Origin of the sequence: Thermosulfurimonas marina (assembly GCF_012317585.1) — a bacterium.
Taxonomy (GTDB): domain Bacteria; phylum Desulfobacterota; class Thermodesulfobacteria; order Thermodesulfobacteriales; family Thermodesulfobacteriaceae; genus Thermosulfurimonas_A; species Thermosulfurimonas_A marina.
In genome coordinates this window covers 669,773-686,443 of sequence record NZ_CP042909.1, presented here as the reverse complement: position 1 = coordinate 686,443, position 16,671 = coordinate 669,773, and the positions used below count along the sequence as shown (strand labels likewise).

The 16,671-nt window shown below is 58.5% G+C and carries 17 protein-coding genes and 1 other RNA gene; 3 read left to right on the top strand and 15 right to left on the bottom strand.

Going from position 1 to position 16,671, the window contains the following annotated elements; translation table 11 throughout:
* Positions 1-24 precede the first annotated feature (24 nt).
* The 5 genes from FVE67_RS03660 to FVE67_RS03640 form a co-directional block, all read right to left on the bottom strand.
* Positions 25-1,122: a serine hydrolase domain-containing protein gene (locus tag FVE67_RS03660; protein ID WP_168719301.1), complete on the bottom strand. Its 1,098-nt coding sequence runs from the start codon at positions 1,120-1,122 to the stop codon at positions 25-27.
* Positions 1,122-1,997 carry an Hsp33 family molecular chaperone HslO gene (gene hslO, locus FVE67_RS03655; RefSeq protein WP_168719300.1) on the bottom strand — a complete coding sequence of 292 codons (876 nt, stop codon included), beginning with the start codon at positions 1,995-1,997 and terminating at the stop codon, positions 1,122-1,124. Before hslO ends, FVE67_RS03660 begins: the two co-directional genes overlap by 1 nt.
* Complete coding sequence (locus FVE67_RS03650; protein ID WP_168719299.1) at positions 1,997-2,704, bottom strand: NAD-dependent deacylase; 708 nt, start codon at positions 2,702-2,704, stop codon at positions 1,997-1,999. The genes hslO and FVE67_RS03650 overlap by 1 nt, the downstream gene beginning before the upstream one ends.
* Positions 2,705-2,773: 69 nt before the next feature.
* On the bottom strand, positions 2,774-4,762 hold the full coding sequence (acs, locus tag FVE67_RS03645; protein WP_168719298.1) for an acetate--CoA ligase: 1,989 nt from the start codon (positions 4,760-4,762) through the stop codon (positions 2,774-2,776).
* A gap of 20 nt (positions 4,763-4,782) precedes the next feature.
* Positions 4,783-5,328 (bottom strand): hydrolase, encoded by a 546-nt coding sequence (locus tag FVE67_RS03640; RefSeq protein WP_168719297.1) that lies wholly within the window; start codon positions 5,326-5,328, stop codon positions 4,783-4,785.
* 100 nt (positions 5,329-5,428) lie between these two features.
* Between FVE67_RS03640 and FVE67_RS03635 the strand changes: the two genes are divergently transcribed.
* Positions 5,429-6,691: a bifunctional folylpolyglutamate synthase/dihydrofolate synthase gene (locus FVE67_RS03635; RefSeq protein WP_168719296.1), complete on the top strand. Its 1,263-nt coding sequence runs from the start codon at positions 5,429-5,431 to the stop codon at positions 6,689-6,691.
* Here the strand turns inward: FVE67_RS03635 and FVE67_RS03630 are convergent.
* Complete coding sequence (locus tag FVE67_RS03630) at positions 6,683-7,861, bottom strand: ammonium transporter (RefSeq protein WP_168719295.1); 1,179 nt, start codon at positions 7,859-7,861, stop codon at positions 6,683-6,685. The genes FVE67_RS03635 and FVE67_RS03630 overlap by 9 nt on opposite strands.
* A 298-nt stretch (positions 7,862-8,159) precedes the next feature.
* Between FVE67_RS03630 and FVE67_RS03625 the strand changes: the two genes are divergently transcribed.
* Together FVE67_RS03625 and queF are read left to right on the top strand one after the other, a co-directional pair.
* A complete protein-coding gene (locus tag FVE67_RS03625; protein WP_168719294.1) occupies positions 8,160-9,452 on the top strand; it encodes a radical SAM family protein in 1,293 nt (430 codons plus the stop codon).
* A 61-nt stretch (positions 9,453-9,513) separates the two neighbouring features.
* Positions 9,514-9,897, top strand: a complete 384-nt coding sequence (gene queF, locus FVE67_RS03620; protein ID WP_168719293.1) for a preQ(1) synthase — start codon at positions 9,514-9,516, stop codon at positions 9,895-9,897.
* 18 nt (positions 9,898-9,915) lie between these two features.
* Here the strand turns inward: queF and ssrA are convergent.
* From ssrA to dapF, 9 genes are all read right to left on the bottom strand, one after another.
* Positions 9,916-10,275: a transfer-messenger RNA gene (gene ssrA, locus FVE67_RS03615) on the bottom strand.
* A gap of 63 nt (positions 10,276-10,338) precedes the next feature.
* Positions 10,339-10,794: an SsrA-binding protein SmpB gene (gene smpB, locus FVE67_RS03610; RefSeq protein ID WP_168719292.1), complete on the bottom strand. Its 456-nt coding sequence runs from the start codon at positions 10,792-10,794 to the stop codon at positions 10,339-10,341.
* Between the two features lie 9 nt (positions 10,795-10,803).
* Positions 10,804-11,058: a hypothetical protein gene (locus tag FVE67_RS03605; RefSeq protein ID WP_168719291.1), complete on the bottom strand. Its 255-nt coding sequence runs from the start codon at positions 11,056-11,058 to the stop codon at positions 10,804-10,806.
* 66 nt (positions 11,059-11,124) lie between these two features.
* The gene (gene yedF, locus FVE67_RS03600) at positions 11,125-11,721 is read right to left on the bottom strand and encodes a sulfurtransferase-like selenium metabolism protein YedF (protein ID WP_168719290.1); all 597 of its coding nucleotides are present in this window, start codon (positions 11,719-11,721) and stop codon (positions 11,125-11,127) included.
* 162 nt (positions 11,722-11,883) lie between these two features.
* Positions 11,884-13,389 (bottom strand): DegQ family serine endoprotease, encoded by a 1,506-nt coding sequence (locus tag FVE67_RS03595; RefSeq protein ID WP_168719289.1) that lies wholly within the window; start codon positions 13,387-13,389, stop codon positions 11,884-11,886.
* A gap of 10 nt (positions 13,390-13,399) precedes the next feature.
* Positions 13,400-14,380 carry a DNA integrity scanning protein DisA nucleotide-binding domain protein gene (locus FVE67_RS03590; RefSeq protein ID WP_168719288.1) on the bottom strand — a complete coding sequence of 327 codons (981 nt, stop codon included), beginning with the start codon at positions 14,378-14,380 and terminating at the stop codon, positions 13,400-13,402.
* The gene (locus FVE67_RS03585) at positions 14,373-14,936 is read right to left on the bottom strand and encodes a ribonuclease H-like domain-containing protein (RefSeq protein WP_168719287.1); all 564 of its coding nucleotides are present in this window, start codon (positions 14,934-14,936) and stop codon (positions 14,373-14,375) included. Before FVE67_RS03585 ends, FVE67_RS03590 begins: the two co-directional genes overlap by 8 nt.
* Positions 14,933-15,793 (bottom strand): peptidylprolyl isomerase, encoded by an 861-nt coding sequence (locus FVE67_RS03580; RefSeq protein WP_168719286.1) that lies wholly within the window; start codon positions 15,791-15,793, stop codon positions 14,933-14,935. Before FVE67_RS03580 ends, FVE67_RS03585 begins: the two co-directional genes overlap by 4 nt.
* 43 nt (positions 15,794-15,836) lie before the next feature.
* Positions 15,837-16,655, bottom strand: coding sequence for a diaminopimelate epimerase (gene dapF, locus FVE67_RS03575; RefSeq protein WP_168719285.1), 819 nt, complete (start codon positions 16,653-16,655; stop codon positions 15,837-15,839).
* Between the last annotated feature and the right edge of the window lie 16 nt (positions 16,656-16,671).

The window sequence follows — 16,671 nt, the reverse complement described above, 5'->3', positions numbered from 1 at the left end:
ATGATAACGGCTCTCGCTTGCTTGTCAACCAACCTTGCCTCTTGCGGCCTGCCACACCTCGTTAAAAAAGCGAGGTCTGAAGCCCTGAAGGAGGCGGTTTTTTCGGGTGGGATGCACCCGGTTGGTAAGAAGCACCGCGATGAGGGTCTCCTCGGGGGCTATCCAAAAGGCGCAGCCGGTATAGCCCAAATGACCGAGCCCCTTCCGGGGCCAGGAGGGCCCGGCGCTTGAGGCCCCTCCAGAGGGACGATCAAAGCCCAGGGCCCTTACTCCATAAGGATGGCGATAGTCCCAGAAGGTGCGTAATAATTCCGGGGTAAGAAAGCCCCGGGGCCTTCCGTGATAGACCTCTAGAAAGGCCTTAAGAAGGCCCAGGACGCCTCGAGTGGTCCCGAAAAGGCCGGCGGTCCCGGAGACCCCCCCGAGCACCCAGGTATTTTCGTCATGAACCTCTCCGCGAAGAAGCCTTTTCCGAAAGGGACAAATCTCCGTGGGGGCAATTTTTTCCCTGGGAAGACCGTGCTCCAGAGGCCGAAAAAGGATCTCCCCTGCGGTCTCCGGAGCCACCTCAAGGAGGGCTTCCTCGAAGAGGGCCTCCAGTTTCTTCCCGGCCCGGCGCTCCAGGAGATCACCCAGGAGAAAAAATCCGAGATCACTGTAAAGTTCCCCTCTAGCGGGAGGATAGACCGGAGGTTCCGAGAGAATGGCCCGAAGGAGAGCCGGACGCCTTTGAGCGAAAGGAAGCCCCGCCAGATCTTGATAGTAAGGCCGCCAGTCTGGAAAGCCTGCGGTATGCGCCAGAAGCTCCCGCACGGTGACCTTCCGATAGGCCTTTTCCCCGAAAAACTCCCCCGGATAGAGCCCTTTGAGAGGGGTCTCCAGGCCGAGCCGGCCCTCGGCAAGAAGTTTCAAGGTCACCAGGGTGGTAGAAAGGGGCTTGGTGAGGGAGGCCAGGTCGTAAAAAGTTCCCGAATCATTGAATTCCCGCTCCGGGACCAAGGCCCGAAAGCCCGCGGCGAAAAAGTAATCCCGCCCCTGAAAATGGATGGCCGCCACCGCCCCGGGGAAGACCCCCCGAGACACGGCCTCCTTGAGAAGATCAAGTAGAGGGAGAAGGCGCATCAGTGGGGCTTTTCCAGTTCGGAAAGAAGGCGCCGCAGGTCCTCCAGCGGCACCTCATATTCCTGCCGACAAAAATGGCAGGTCACCCGGGCGGGTTCATTTTTTTCAATAAGCTTGAGGAGTTCCTCCCGTCCCAGGGCCGCAAGCGCATTCTCTACCCTTTCCCGGGAGCATCGGCAACGAAAACGGACCTCCCTCTTTTCCAGGATCTCCACCCGCCCTGGAAAAAGCTTTTCCAGAATATCCTCGGGGGAGAGCCCCTGGGAAAGAAGCTGGGTCACCATCCCGGCCTTGGAAATGGCCTCTTCTGCGGCCCGGAGATCTTCCTCGCTGGCCCCGGGCATACGCTGAACCAAGAAGCCTCCGGCCTCCTTGACCGAGCCATCCACCTCCACCAGGACCCCCAAGGCCACCGCCGAAGGGATCTGCTCGGAGACCGTAAGATAATAGGCCAGATCCTGGGCGATCTCCCCGGAGACCAGGGGCACCGAACCCTGGTAGGGCTCTTTGAGCCCCAGATCCCGGATTACCGAAAGAAAGCCCTGCTTTCCCACGGCCTCCCCCACGGAAAGTTTCCCTCCCCGGGGCTCGGGATGCACCCAAGGGTGCTGAACCATCCCCCGGAGGTTCCCCTCGGCATCTCCCTCGGCCAAGATCTCCCCTAAAGGGCCGCCTCCGTTGATCTGGAGCATCACCCGACCGGTCTTAAGATCTGCAGCCAGAAGGGCCACCCCAGCCAGGGCCCTTCCCAGGGCCGCGGTGGCCGTAGGAGAAAGCCCTTGGAGCCGGCGCACCTCCTCCACCACCTCCCGACACTCCACGGCAAAGACCCGGAAGCTCCCCTCCCGAGCCAGTCCCCTGACCACATAAGCCATCAGCGCCCCTCCCTGAGGATTTCCTCCACCCATTTCGGGACCTCCCGACTGGCCGGCCCATAACGGTGTTCCTGAAAAAGATGGGCATTTTCCGCGGGTTTAAGATTGATCTCCACGCAGTGGGCCCCGGCCCGCCGGGCCACCTCCACAAAGCCTGCCGCCGGCCAAACCGTGCCCGAGGTCCCGATGGCCACAAAGAGATCGCAGGAAAGAAGGGCCTCATAGACCTCCGGAAGATAAAAGGGCTCCTCCCCGAACCAGACCACATGGGGCCGAAGGCCCCCGGTCTTCCCGCAGGCCGGACACGGGGTTTCCGGGAAGACCTCACCCTCCTCCCGAAAGATCCCCCCGCAGGCCTCACAGCGCACCTTGAGGAGCTCCCCGTGAATATGAAGCACCCTTTTTGAGCCCGCCCGCTCGTGAAGATCGTCCACGTTCTGGGTGACCAGGAGGACCTCCCCCGGAAAACGCCTTTCCAGTTCAGCCAGGGCCCGGTGGGCCGGATTGGGCCTTACCCGAAGGAGATCGCGTCTTCGGGCATTGTAAAACTCGTGCACCAGACGAGGATTGCGCCGGAAACCCTCCGGGGTGGCCACTTCCTCCAGAGAATACCTTTCCCAAAGCCCTCCTGGGTCCCGAAAGGTGGGAATTCCGGACTCGGCCGAAATCCCCGCTCCGGTAAGGATAACCAGCCTCTGAAACCGCATATCCTGAATTTTAAAACAAAAAGGGCGGGCTCTTAAGCCCGCCCAAGGAAAAGGCAAAAAGGGGAAAGATTATTTTTTCTCCATTTCCTTGCGCGTGCGGATGAGTTCCTCCACTACCGAGGGATCGGCCAGAGTGGAGGTGTCTCCGAGGTCCTCGTACTGACCGGTAGCGATCTTCCGGAGGATCCGGCGCATGATCTTTCCGCTCCGGGTCTTGGGAAGCCCGGGGACGAACTGGATGAACTCCGGAGTGGCGATGGGGCCGATGAGCTTGCGCACGTGCTGACGCAGGTCGTTGGCCAGCTCCTCCGAAGGCTGATAACCCTCCCGCAGAATCACAAAGGCGTAAATGGTCTCTCCCTTGACCTCGTGGGGCACTCCGATGACCGCCGCCTCGGCCACCGCCGGATGGGCCACCAGAGCACTTTCCAACTCCATGGTCCCCAGACGGTGCCCGGAAACATTGATCACGTCATCCAGCCGTCCAATGATCCAGATGTAGCCGTCTTCGTCCCGCCGGGCCCCGTCTCCAGTGTAATAGAGCCCAGGAAAGCGGCTGAAATAAACTTCCTTGAACCGTTCAGGATTGCCCCAAACCCCCCGGAGCATGCCGGGCCAGGCCCGTTTCATGCAGAGGTGTCCCCCTTCGTTCACATCGGCCTCGGTCCCGTCGTCCCGGAGGATGACCGGTTCCACCCCCGGAAGCGGAAAGGTGGCCGAACCCGGCTTTTGAGGTATGGCATACGGAAGAGGGGAAATGAGGAACCCTCCAGTCTCCGTCTGCCACCAAGTATCCACAATGGGGCAGCGGCTACGGCCCACATGCTTGTGGTACCAGAGCCAGGCCTCGGGGTTGATGGGCTCTCCCACCGTACCGAGGATCCTCAGGCTCGAAAGATCGTATTTGTGAGGCCATTCATCTCCGGCCCGCATGAGGGCCCTGATTACCGTAGGTGCGGTGTAAAAGAGGGTGACCTTAAATTTCTGGACCAACTCCCAGAAACGCCCCGGATGGGGATAGGTAGGCACCCCTTCGTACATGATCTCCGTGGCCCCCAGGGCCAGCGGTCCATAGACGATATAGGAGTGTCCGGTGATCCAGCCGATGTCCGCCGTGCACCAGAAGATGTCTTCCGGCTTGAGATCGAAAACCCACTGGAGGGTATGGGCCACATAGACCAGGTAACCTCCGGTGGTGTGAAAGACCCCCTTGGGCTTTCCGGTGGAACCGGAGGTGTAAAGGATGAAGAGAATATCCTCGGCGTCCATCTCCTCGCAGGGGCACTCGTCGGAGATCTCGGGATCGTTAATGAGCTCGTGATACCAGAGATCGCGGCCCTCCACCCAGTTCACCTCGTTTCCCAGGCGCCGGACCACAATGCATTTTTCAACCGTAGGACAATCCTTGAGGGCCTCGTCAGCGTTCTTCTTGGCCTCCACCTTCCTGCCCGCCCGCCAGTAACCGTCAACGGTAATGAGGATCTTGGCCTCGCAGTCCTGGATGCGGGTCTTCAAGGCTTCGGCGGAAAAGCCCCCGAAGACTACGGAGTGAATGGCCCCGATCCGGGCACAGGCCAACATAACGATGGGAAGCTCGGGGATCATGGGAAGGTAAAGGGAGACCCGATCTCCCTTCTTTACCCCGAGCTTTTTGAGCACATTGGCAAAGCGGGAGACTTCCCGGTGGAGCATCTGGTAGGTGTAGACCCGGACCTCGTCGTCCGGCTCTCCCTGCCAGATGATGGCCGCCTTATTCCGGTTGGGGCCTTCGAGGTGTCGGTCCAGGCAGTTGTAGCAGGCGTTGAGTTTTCCTCCCTCGAACCAGCGGATCTCGGGCTTATGGAAGTCCCAGTAACAGGTGCGGTCCCAGTAGCGAAACCAGGTAATGAGCTCCTTGGCCCGTTCGCTCCAGAAGCCGTCCGGGTCCTCAAGGGAGTACTTATAGATCTCCTGATACTCATACTTTGAGGAAATGTAGGCCTCGTCCCGCCCCTTCTGGGGAGGATAAAAGATGCGCTCCTCTTTCAGCACCGACTCGATCTTGCTGTGTCCGCCCATGATCCACCTCCTAGGGGTCTCTAGTCTTTCAAATAAGGCAAAAGTTCCTTAAAGGCCGGGGTCCCGGCCTTACCCAACCACTCATAAATCAACATCTCCGTGGAGACCACCGCCGCTCCCAGATCCCGCATCCTTCCCAATCCGTAAAGGTGGTTTTCCTGGGTGCGGGAGGAAGTGGCGTCTCCCACCACGACCACCCGAAAGCCCTCTTCCAGGGCCGAAAGGGCGGACTGATAGACGCAAATATGGGTTTCGGCTCCACAAAGGACCAAGGTTTGGCGCCTCAGGCTACGAAGGCGCTCGGCAATGGCCGGATTTTTAAAAACACTAAACTCCATTTTGTCAAAGGGTTCAAGTCCTTCCAGAAGTTCCTTTACCTCCGGAACATAGTTCCCCAGCCCCTTTCGATACTGGGTGGTGGCCACCACCGGAACCTCAAAGATTCGAGCGGCCCGAAGAAGAAGGACTAGGTTGCGCACCAACCTCTCCCGCCCCGTAACCGCTCCAAGTAGGCGCTCCTGGGGATCAATCAGCACCAGCACGCAATCCTGAGGCCGCGAAAACATTTCTTCTCCCTTTCGAAGACTTAATTTCAACTCTTTAACATTTAGAAATCCTTTCTACAAGGGGATTGAAGGGAAAGGGCCCTGGTTTTAAGTTTGGGGCATGTCCCCGGAAAGCCTTCTGGCCTGGCTCAACCAACATCAGTTTCACGGTATAAAACCGGGGCTTAAACGGATATGGGCCCTTCTTTCGGCCCTAGGGAATCCGGAAAGGCGTTTTCCCAGCGTGCATCTTGCGGGAACTAACGGTAAGGGCTCTACAGCGGCCATTGTAGCTGGCGTCCTTTCCGCCCATGGCCTTCGCACCGGTCTTTATACCTCTCCGCACCTGGTTTCCGTCACCGAAAGGTTCCGCCTCAACGGAAAGGAAATCTCCCTGGAGCGCCTGGCCCAGATCCTTGCCCGCATCCGGGCGAGCGTGGAAGAGCTGGGGATCCCGGTGACCTATTTTGAGATCACCACCGCGGCGGCCTTTCTCTTTTTTGCCGAGGAAAAAGTAGATCTCGCGGTGATCGAGTGTGGTCTGGGAGGGCGCCTTGACGCCACCAACGTGCTCCGCCCCGAAGTGGCGGTCATCACTACCGTAGCCCGGGACCACATGCAATTTCTGGGAAAAACCCTGGCAGCCATCGCCAGGGAAAAGGCCGGAATTATCAAGCCCGGAGTGCCCACGGTGATCGGAAGGCTTCCCCCAAAGGCCCGGGAGGTCGTCCTGGATCGAACCCGAAGGCTCCAGGCCCCGGTCTATCTCTTTGGCCGGGATTTCCGGGTCCGCCAAAGCATCTCCGGTCTTTCCTTTTCGGGAAGACGCTGGCGTCTTTCCCGGCTTCCCCTAGCCCTTTCCGGAGACTTCCAGCGCTACAATCTGGCCCTGGCCCTGGCCAGCCTGGAAGTCCTCGAAGAAAAAGGCCTCTTCGAGCTTAAGGAAACGCCCCTCCGGGAGGCCCTGGCCTCCTTAAAGTGGCCCGGGCGTTTCGAATATTTTCCCGTAGGACCGGGGGTCATCCTAGACGGGGCCCACAACGAAGAAGGGGTTAAAAACCTCCTGCGCTCTCTGGAAAGGCGGGGAATCCGAGAATATACGCTCATCTTTGGGGCCACCAACGAAGGGGGAGACAAGCCCTATCTCCGCATGCTGAAAAAACTAGCCCCCCGGGCCCGGCGCATCTATCTTTGTGAGCCTCCCGGGCCGCGGCATCCTGTAACCCTAGAGGAATGGAGGGCTAGACTTCCCCAAGCCCTCCATTCCCGCACGGTATTCTCCGGCCCCCAGGAGGCCCTCTCCCAGGCCCTCTCCCAGAGAGAGCCGGTGGTCATCACCGGCTCCCTTTACCTGGTGGGCGCCCTGCGTCGCCTTCTAGCCTAGAACATAAGCCTCCTCCCCGTGCTCGGTGATATCCAATCCGGTGTATTCCGTTTCTTCGTCCACCCGCAGACCTACTAGCAGGTCCACCACCTTGGCTAGGAAGAAGGTGACCCCTAAAGTATAAGTCACCGTAGCCACGGCCCCGATAACCTGAGGGAAAAACCTCACCTGAGGAGAGAGAAGGCCCGCAAGCAGGGTCCCCAAGACACCCCCTACTCCATGAATCCCCACTACATCCAGGGCATCATCATAGCCTAGACGGTTCTTGGCCAGCACCGCAAAGTAACAGACCGTCCCGGCCAGGGACCCGATGAGTACCGCCCCTTGAGTGGAAACGAAGCCTGCCGCCGGAGTGATGGTGGCCAGTCCGGCGATGGCCCCGGAGCAGGCCCCCAGCGTGGTAGGCTTGCCCTGCTTTAGCCACTCGGCAAGCACCCAGAAGAGCATTCCCGTGGCCGCAGCGGTATGGGTATTAATGAAGGCCTGGATGGCGGTATGATTCACCGCCAGCGCGCTTCCCGCGTTAAATCCGAACCAGCCGAACCAGAGAAGCCCGGTTCCGATGACCGTAAGGGGAAGGTTATGAGGGATAAAGGGCTCCTGCTTGCTCCCTTTCCGGGCCCCGGCTACCAGAGCCATGACCAGGGCCGCAGCCCCACAGCTCGCGTGTACCACCAGACCCCCGGCAAAATCTAAAGTCCCTAGCCTGGAGAGCCAGCCTCCGCCCCAGATCCAGTGACACAGGGGATTATAAACCAGCAGGGCCCACAAAAGACTGAAAAGGACAAAGGCCCGAAAACGCACCCTTTCGGCGAAGGCCCCGGTAATGAGGGCGGGGGTAATCACCGCAAACATACCTTGGTAGATCATGAAAACCGGTTCGGGGACCGTGGAAGCGTAGTGAGAATTGGGGGAGAAGCCCAGACCCCTTAAGGCCCAGTATTTAAGACTTCCGATGATCCCATGAATATCTGGTCCAAAAGAAAGGCTATAACCCACATAAATCCATTCCAAAGTTACCAAAGAGATCATAAATAGACTCTGGATAATCACCGAAAGGACATTTTTTCTCCGCACCAGGCCTCCATAGAAGACCGCCAGCGCCGGGGTCATAAGAAGAACCAGGGCTGCGGAGATCAACAAAAACAGAGTGTCCCCCTTGTCTACCATGAAGCTGCCCTCCTTTTTTTCTGGATCCTTATCAAGATCTATGCCAGAGTCTGCCGGGGAAAGAGGCCCAAGGCCTCGCTCGATTCCGCCGCCCTTTCCGAAAAAATTAAGCTTACATTTTTGTAAACCGGCTCCCTCCTTTCCCCAAACTTTCAAGACTCAAGGGCTTGTCTCTCAGGTCTTTCAAGCGCATGAACCATTTTGTCAGAGGGCATAGGCCGTTTCACGATGCTGGGCCGGGTCTAGAAGTAGGGATGAAAAGTTGGAAGGGGGATGGGAAGGAGATAAACTGGCGGAGATGAAGGTCTATCCTCATCCCGAAGGGCCGCCGCGGCTTCTTTTTGCCGACCGCCAAGGCCACATCTATGAACATCCGGAGCTTCTGGCCCTCGGGCTTTCAGGATGGGATCTGGTCCTTCCCGAACCGGAAGACTTCATCCCCCTTCCCGAGGGCTCGGCCCTCTATGTGCTTCCGGATCGACATCCCGTGGGCCTGGATCCCCAAACGGGCACCCCCCTGGTTCTTACGGAAAATCCCTTCCAGCCCGGAGAGCCGGCCCTGGCCGTGGCGGCCTTCCTGGCTCCGGCTCACACCCAGCTTTATCTCGCCCCTTATGAGCCGGCCCAGGAGGATCTTCCGCCCCTTCCCCTCTATTCCTACGCCTGTGTAGGCTGGTGGCAAGGACGCTTCTGGGCCACGGCCTTTCGCTCCGACTGGGACCGGCGCCAGGAGGCCCGCGGGTTTAATCCTCAAAGGATCGAGCTTGCGGCCACTAAAATGTTAAAGAGCTTTCCGGGAAATCGCCTGGTGCGCCATCTGGTAGAAAATTGCGTGAGGCGTTATCAATGTCCCGCAGCCCGCAACTTCGTTTTGAGACGCTTTGAGGCCCCGGTGCCCGTCTCTCGGGCCTGCAATGCCCGGTGTCTGGGCTGCCTTTCGGAACAGCCCCCCGAAGGCCCCCATGTGGCCCAGGAAAGGATAGACTTTACCCCCACCCCCGAAGAGATCGCCGAGGCTATGGTCCCCCATCTCCGCCGTCCGGGACCGGTGATGGTCTCCTTCGGCCAGGGTTGCGAAGGGGAGCCCCTCCTTGAGGCCCAGGTGATCGAGAAGGCCCTTCACCTTATCCGTGGAGCCACCAACCGGGGGACCATCAACCTCAACACTAACGGAAGCCGACCCGAGGCCCTCACGCGCCTGATTCGAGCGGGGCTCGACAGTGCCCGGATCAGCCTGGCCAGCGCCCGGCCTGAATACCACCAACGCTACTTCCGGCCCCGGGGCTGGAGCCTTTCGGAAGTTAAAGAAAGCCTTCGGGTCCTCAAGACCGCCGGACGCTTTGTGTCTCTTAATTACTTTGTTTTTCCGGGTTTCACCGACCAGCCCCAGGAATTGGAGGCCCTGAGCGAGATCCTGGCCCTAGGGGTGGATTTTCTGCAACTGCGCAACCTGGCCATTGATCCCCTGTGGTTTCTTTCGGAGATGGAGATCCCCCCTCAGGAGGCCTTGGGAATCCGTCCCTGGCTTTCGGAACTCAAGCGGCGCTTTCCCGGTCTGCGCTTCGGCTACTTCAACCCTTACCTGCGCTAATTAAGACTGGAAGCTGGCTCAAGGAGGAGTAAACTTTTTAAGATCCCGCTTGGAGGAGCCCATGAAGGAAGAAAAACGCTACGGAGAACGGGCCATTGAGGAGGCCGAGCTCGAGGCCTGGCCCAACCCCTATCCGGACCGAGACTACCTCATCGAAATCACTTTCCCGGAGTTTACCTGTCTCTGTCCCCGCTCCGGGTATCCGGATTTCGCCACCATCAAGATCTCCTACATCCCGGACCAAAAAATCGTGGAATTGCGCTCCCTCAAGCTTTGGCTAAACAAGTTCCGTACCCGCTATATTTCGCATGAAGCGGCCACCAACGAGATCTTCGACGCCCTCTGGCGACTCCTTGAACCCCGTAAACTCAAAGTGGTAGGAGACTTCCATCCCCGGGGAAACGTCCATACGGTGATCACCGTAGAAAGGGGCTCTGGAGATTAAGCCTGGTTTTCAAAAAAATGGTGGAGGCGGCGGGAATCGAACCCGCGTCCGAGAGTGCTTCAGCCTGAACTTCTACGTGCGTAGCCCGGGTAGTCATTCTCGGTGAAGGGGAAGACCCGGGCGCTCCCCCTTCACCCAGCCTGCAGGATTCTCAGTGAAAGGGAGGCAGGCACTCCCTTTCACCCAGCCCGCTAACCGGTCGCCCCGGAGGACCCGCGGGCCGAGGTCTCTTCCGGAGCGGGCGGCTCTATTCTTTAGGCCGCCAGAGCGTAGGCGTACTCGTCGGCACTTGTGTTTTTCCCACCTTTTTAACGAGGCGGTGGGGACCTCGGCACGCCGTTCAGGCCTACACACCCCCGTCGAGCCCACTTCGCCCCCAACTATTAAAGAACGTACCGACATTTTTAAAAATAACTCCCTTCGAGGGGGTTGTCCATGTATCTAGCGGATCTTGCCTTTGAAACGTCGGCGCAGAGCTCTCTCCTCCTCCCGGCGTTTAATGGTCTCCCGCCGGTCGTGGAGCTTTTTCCCTTTAGCCAAGGCCAGCTCCACCTTGGCCCAGCCATCTTTAAAATACACCCGCAGGGGCACCAAGGTATAGCCCCTTTCGGCCACCTTCCCGGCCAGACGCTCAATCTCCTTTTTGTGGAGAAGGAGCTTGCGGGTCCGGCGTGGATCTTCGAACTGGGCCTCCCGGGAAAAGGGATAAGGACTTATATGCAGGTTATAAAGATAGACCTCTCCATTTACCACTCGGGCAAAACTGTCGGCTAGATTGGCCCGGCCCATCCGCAGGGACTTTACCTCCGGACCGGTAAGGACAAGCCCCGCCTCATAGGTCTCCTCAATTTCATAAAGATAGCGGGCCTTTTTGTTGGTGGCTACGGTCTTTTCCATAAGGTTCTCCTAATGCAAAAAGAGATTATAAACCGCATGTACCAGGGCCAGAAGGAGGGTAAGATAGGCCAGGAGATGATGAAGACGCCGCGAGGCCTTTCCCTTTATCATCAAGCGACCCACCGTGGCCGTGGAGGCCAAAAGCCCGAGAAGGGCCAGCCCGGTGATTAGGGCCACCTTCGAGGGGCCCTCCTCATGCCCCTCAGCCGCCCAGACCCTAGAGGCCCCCATCCAAATCAAAAAGATACTCCACCAGAAAAACATGATCTCCTTCCTTACCTTTTTGGAAAATTATAATCTCTTTTCTTGGAGAGGATAGAGAAAGGCAGCTTAAAGGCGGATGATCTTTGTGGCTCGGCCGAGGGTCAGCATGGCCTCATACATGTTGGTAAGTTTTCCTACACGGAGACGATCTCCCAAGCCGTAATATTCCACACAGGTCCCGCAGGCCAAGATCTCTACTCCCTCCTTTTCTAAATGCTGAAGATCCTCCAAAACCGGAGAATCCTCCGTGAGGAGAAAGACCCCTTTAGTATAAAAAAGAATGACCTGGGGCTTCGGCTGCATTTCCCGCAGCCCCTTAAAAAAGGAAGCCACCAGTCTGCAACCCAACTCCGGTTCTGCATCCCCTATGCGATCTGAAGGGAAAAGGATAGCCCAATACTCCCCTTCGGGACGCTCACAAGAGATCTCTCCCACCGGGACTCCAGCCCCTCTCTTTTCAATCTCCACCACAAAATAGTCCCCCTCCTTAAAAGCCTCCACTCGGTGACCCTGAGTCTCTGCAAAGCGCGAGACATTTTTGACTGCAGCCTCATTGTCCACCAGAACCCGCAGGACCTCCCCCTCTCTGAGGCCCTCCAGGGCCTCTTTGGTCTCCAGTACCGGCTGGGGACAGGCCAATCCGCGACAGTCCTTTTCCACCATGGCCAGACCTCCTTGCCGTTGTGGTTCCAAGTTAAACATATTTTGGTACACAATCAACCTCATCGAAAGCAAATATATTATATAAATTATTGTCAATAAATTGACAAAAGAAAAAACAAGGGCCCTTTTCCAGGGCCCTGAGAGGACTTGACCCAAAAAGGCTTAGCGCACGGAAAGAACTACAAAACGGCGGAAGTGCTGGTCACGAACCAGGAGAAGGACCCGGCCGCTTTTGAGGGAAGGCTCAAGGGCCCGGTAAAATTCCTCCAGGGTCTTTACCGGCCGGCGATTGACCTCTTCAATCAGAAGGCCCGGCCGCAGATCGGCCATGGCCGCAGGGCTTCCGGGGGCCACCGCGGCCACGATTACCCCATGTCTTACCGAATAACCCAGTTCTTGGGCCAGATCCGGGGTGAGCTCCCGCACCTCAAAGCCTAAGGCCTCCAGGAACTTCTGAATCTCCGGGGCGGCTGAAGAAAGCTCCTCCCGTTTGGGATACTCCCCGATGGTCACCTTGAGGGTGACCGGACGGCCGTTGCGCAGGACCTTCATGGTGACCGTGGTCCCCGGATGGGTGAGCCCTACGTATGTGCGCAATTCGGAGGAGTTGCGCACCGGTTTTCCCTCGTATTCTACGATCACATCCCCGCGCTGGAGACCCGCCCGGTCTGCCGGAGAGCCCTTCATCACCTCGGCCACCAGAGTCCCCTCCGTACTTTTAAGTCCAAATTCCTCGGCCAGAGCAGGGGTAAGATCCTGAACCACCACCCCCAGCCAGCCCCGGACCACCTTGCCCTGCTTGATGAGCTGTTCGGCTACCAGTTTTACGATGTTGATGGGAATAGCAAAACCGATTCCCATGTAGCCCCCGGAGCGAGTAAAGATAGCCGTGTTCATCCCGATCACTTCTCCCCGGAGGTTGAGAAGGGGGCCTCCGGAATTTCCGGGATTGATGGCCGCATCCGTCTGGATAAAGTCTTCATAGTCCGTAATTCCCAGGCCGCTTCTTCCCTTGGCGCTCACCACCCCCACGGTCACGGTGTGACTCAGCCCGAAGGGGTTTCCGATGGCGATCACCCATTCCCCCACCTGGATCTTGTCCGAGTCCCCGAGAGGCACCGTAGGAAGATTCTGGCCATCGATCTTGAGCACGGCTACATCGGACTGGGGATCCTTTCCCACCACCTTACCTTTGAAGGTCCGCCCGTCGGCAAGCTTGACGATGACCCGGTCGGCGTCGGCCACCACGTGATTGTTGGTGTAGATATAGCCATCAGGGGTGACAATGAAACCGGAGCCGGCCCCTCGTTGCTTATATTTCCGGGGTAGCTGCGGAAAGAAGCGCCGCAGGAAGTCGTCCCCAAAAAAGTCAAAAGGGAAAGGGCCGAAGGGAAAGGGATGGGGCTCCTTGCGCACCACGGTCTTTTCCACCTCAATAAAGACCACGGCCGGAGCCGCCCGTTTGACCACAGCGGCAAAGGCCCGGGAAAGGGCCTGGGCTACAGCCAGATCCTTTTCCGAGGCCGCCGGAGGAGGTGTTGGGGACGGTTTAGCCGGTTCCACCTTTTTGACCTTAAAAAGGGAGTCCCAGATCCCCGGCTCCGCCGAAGCCGGAAAAGAGACCAGAAGCAGGAGCCCGATAAATAGCCAGACGATCCGGTTGCGCATCACATCCTCCTTAAGGGATTTTGGAGATCTTTTTCTGGTGGGGCCATTCCGAAGGCGCCCGAGGGCCGGCATAGAAGGCCCGCTGCCATTCGGTCTCCGGCCCCAAAGGATGAGGTTTTTCGATCTCCATCACGATCTTTCCGTTACGAAAAACGGTCACCGTGCCCGTGGACTCACTTACGGTTATGGCCACCGCCCGGGTGAGGGCCGTGATGGCCGCGGCCGAACGGTGCCGGGCCCCCAGCCCACTGGGAATATCTTCACTTACCACCCCGGTGCGGATATAGGCCCCGGCACTCTCAATAACTCCGTCGCCCCGAATGACAAAGGCCCCGTCAAGCAGGGCGAACTCCTTGACCGTCTCCTCCAGGCGGGGGTCCAGGATGTTGCGCTCATTTTCGGGATAGCCCTTAAAGGGATTGATCACCATCTGGTCGCAGTGCTGAAGGACCTCATCGGAGTCCCCCAGGATGAAACAGGTCCCCACCGGTCGTCCTTCGCGACCCTGGGTGGCCAACACAATGGCCAGAGAAAGCACCCGCTGAAAGACTTCGGGCCGCACAATTTCCCGCAGATCCTCCAGCTGGGAGACGGCAAAGATCTCAAATTCGCTTTCCAGATCCAGGATAAAAAGGCTGTCGAGGTGTCCGCTTTCCGCCACTCCGGAAAGACAGATGAGGAGATCCTCGTGGTTGAAAAGGCCCCGAGCCACGCCGATAAGCACCGCCACTTTGATCTGCCCCAGCCGGGTGAGCTTAATTCCTGGGACCTCAATCACCTCGGTGCCCTCCGGGCCCTCAAAGCCGGCCTCCCGGGTCACCAGGACCACCCGGTGCCCCCGGACATGTTCCAAAAAGCGGGCCAGTTCCTCCCCTCCGGGGAAGACATCCGCATAGACCAGTATGGCGCTGGAGGGCAAAGTCTCGCTGAGGTCTGCAGCGTAACCCAGAAACTTCTCCGTGACGGAAATCCTCAGTTTTTCCTTATCCAAGAGGGGCCTCCCGGCCTAATTTGGCCGCCGCGATCTCCAGAAGAGGGCGCAGATTGGCCACATCTTCCCGATTGTAATGGAGAAGGAGCCGCAGGGCGCGCCGATCTCTCTCCCGCTGCCAGCGCTGCCAAAGCCTTACCGCATGATAACCCGTAAGACCCTGGGTCTTCCGGGAAAGCCCGAAACGTATCTCCAGTTTCTTGAGCCCTCCCCGGTAGCCCAGATGCCGAAAGACCCGACAAAGATCGATGTGGAGGGCCGGGGCGGGGAGATGCGGAAAGTGGGCCCGGAGGAAAGGAAGATCAAAGGTAGAGCCCCCGAAGGTCACCCACACCGGAAAGCGCCCCAGATAGGCCGGACCTTTTTCCAGATTGTGTCCGGCCACAAAGGCCCGATAGCAACGTCCCACCATGGTTCCCAGCACGGTCAATCCGTTGCGTTCCTTGGAAAGCCCCTCGGTCTCTATGTCCAAAAAGAGGATATGTCTTTCCGGGGCCCGGAGCACCTCCCGGGCCAGAGGCTCCGGAAGGCTCCTGCACCAGGGATCTAACCTCACGGAAGGTTCTCCGGATGCAATTCTACCGGATATTTCTTACGGAGCCGGGAAAGGAGGGCGGAAAGACGCTCGGTCTTCTTTTCTTCCAGGAGGTCTTTTTTGACCTGTTCTTTTACCTTTTCATAAGGCTGGACCTGGGCCGGGACCCGCGCCTCCACCCGTACCAGATGGTAACCAAACCGGGTGCGAATGGGAGGGCTGAGTTCCCCCACCTTGAGTTTGAAGACCGCCTCCTCGAATTCGGGGATCATCTGACCCCGAGAAAAGAGCCCCAGATCGCCTCCCTTTTCTTTGGTCCCCGGATCCTGGGAGTACTGGCGGGCCATCTTGGCGAAGTCCGCCCCGGCCAGGATCTGCCGGCGGATCTTCTCAATCTGGGCCCGGGCCGCGGCCTCTTCCTTGGGGGAGGCCTTTTCCGGGACCCGAATCAGGATGTGGCGGGCCTGAATGCGCTCGGGCAGGCTGTAGTCCTTTTTGTGTTTGAGATAGTACTGCTGGGCCTCGCCCTCGGTGACCTTAAGGCCGGAAAGGACCTTCTTCCGATAAAAGTTCTGGGCCAGGATCAGGCGGATCTGTTCTTCAATCTGGGCTCGAACCTCGGGATCCTTTTCCAGTCCGGCCTCCTTGCCCCCTAAGGCCAGAAGATTGACCTCCACCCATCGTTCAAGGAGGATCTTTTTCATCTCCGGTTTCACGGTAATCAGGGCCTTGAGCTGGGGATTCCCCTCTACCTCCCGCTCAAAATCTGCCCGCGTAAGGGTATAAGGACCCACCTTGGCCACTACGGGGTTGTCCTTGGCCGAAAGGGGAGCGGCCCAAAGAAAGAGTAACCAGAGGATCGCCAAAAATTTAGACATACAGAGCCTCCTTTTTGGGTCCATTCTATCACCCGAGGAAGGGCTAGTCGAGCAGGGCCTCCGGGTGAAGAAGACCGCGGTAGATGCGCCGGGTTTCCCCTTCCAAAAAGAGGGTCTCTTCCCGATGAATGGTCAGGATTTCCCCTCCCCGGGTCCGTATCCGCACCGGAAAACGCACCTTCCCCAGTTCAGCAGCAATGAGGGCACTGGCCGCCGCTCCGGTACCACAGGCCAGGGTCTCTCCCTCCACCCCTCGCTCGTAAGTCCGCACGGCGATCTCTTCCTCGGAAAGGATCTCAACGAAATTCACGTTGGTCCCCGCCGGAGAAAAACGTTCGTGATATCTCAGGGCCGGCCCCAAAGAGTTCACCGGAGCGGCTTCCAGATCCTCTACCAGGACCACCGCATGCGGCACGCCGGTATTTACAAAATGTACCTCAAGGGGCTTTCCCTCCACCAAAAGTTTAAGCCCCAGGGACAGATCCTTAGGCGGGGTAAGGGCCACCTTCACCCGGGACCCTTGCACCCTGGCCCGGATGATCCCGGCCCGGGTCTCAAAGGAGAGCACCGGGCGAGCCAGCCCCTCTTCCACCGCGAAGCGGGCCGCGCAACGGCCTCCGTTTCCACACATCTCCGCCTCGGAGCCATCGGCATTAAAAAAACGCCAGCGGAAGGCGTGAGTCGGATCCTCCGGGGGTTCAAGCAGGATGAGCCCGTCAGCCCCTACGGAAAGCCTCCTCCGGCAAAGCCTGCGGGCCAGAACCGGGGCCTCCTCCGGCAAAATCCTCCGGGAAAAATTATTTATAAGCAGAAAATCGTTTCCCGAGGCCTGCATCTTCACAAAGGAGAGCTCCGGAAACATTTCGTCCCTCCCGCAA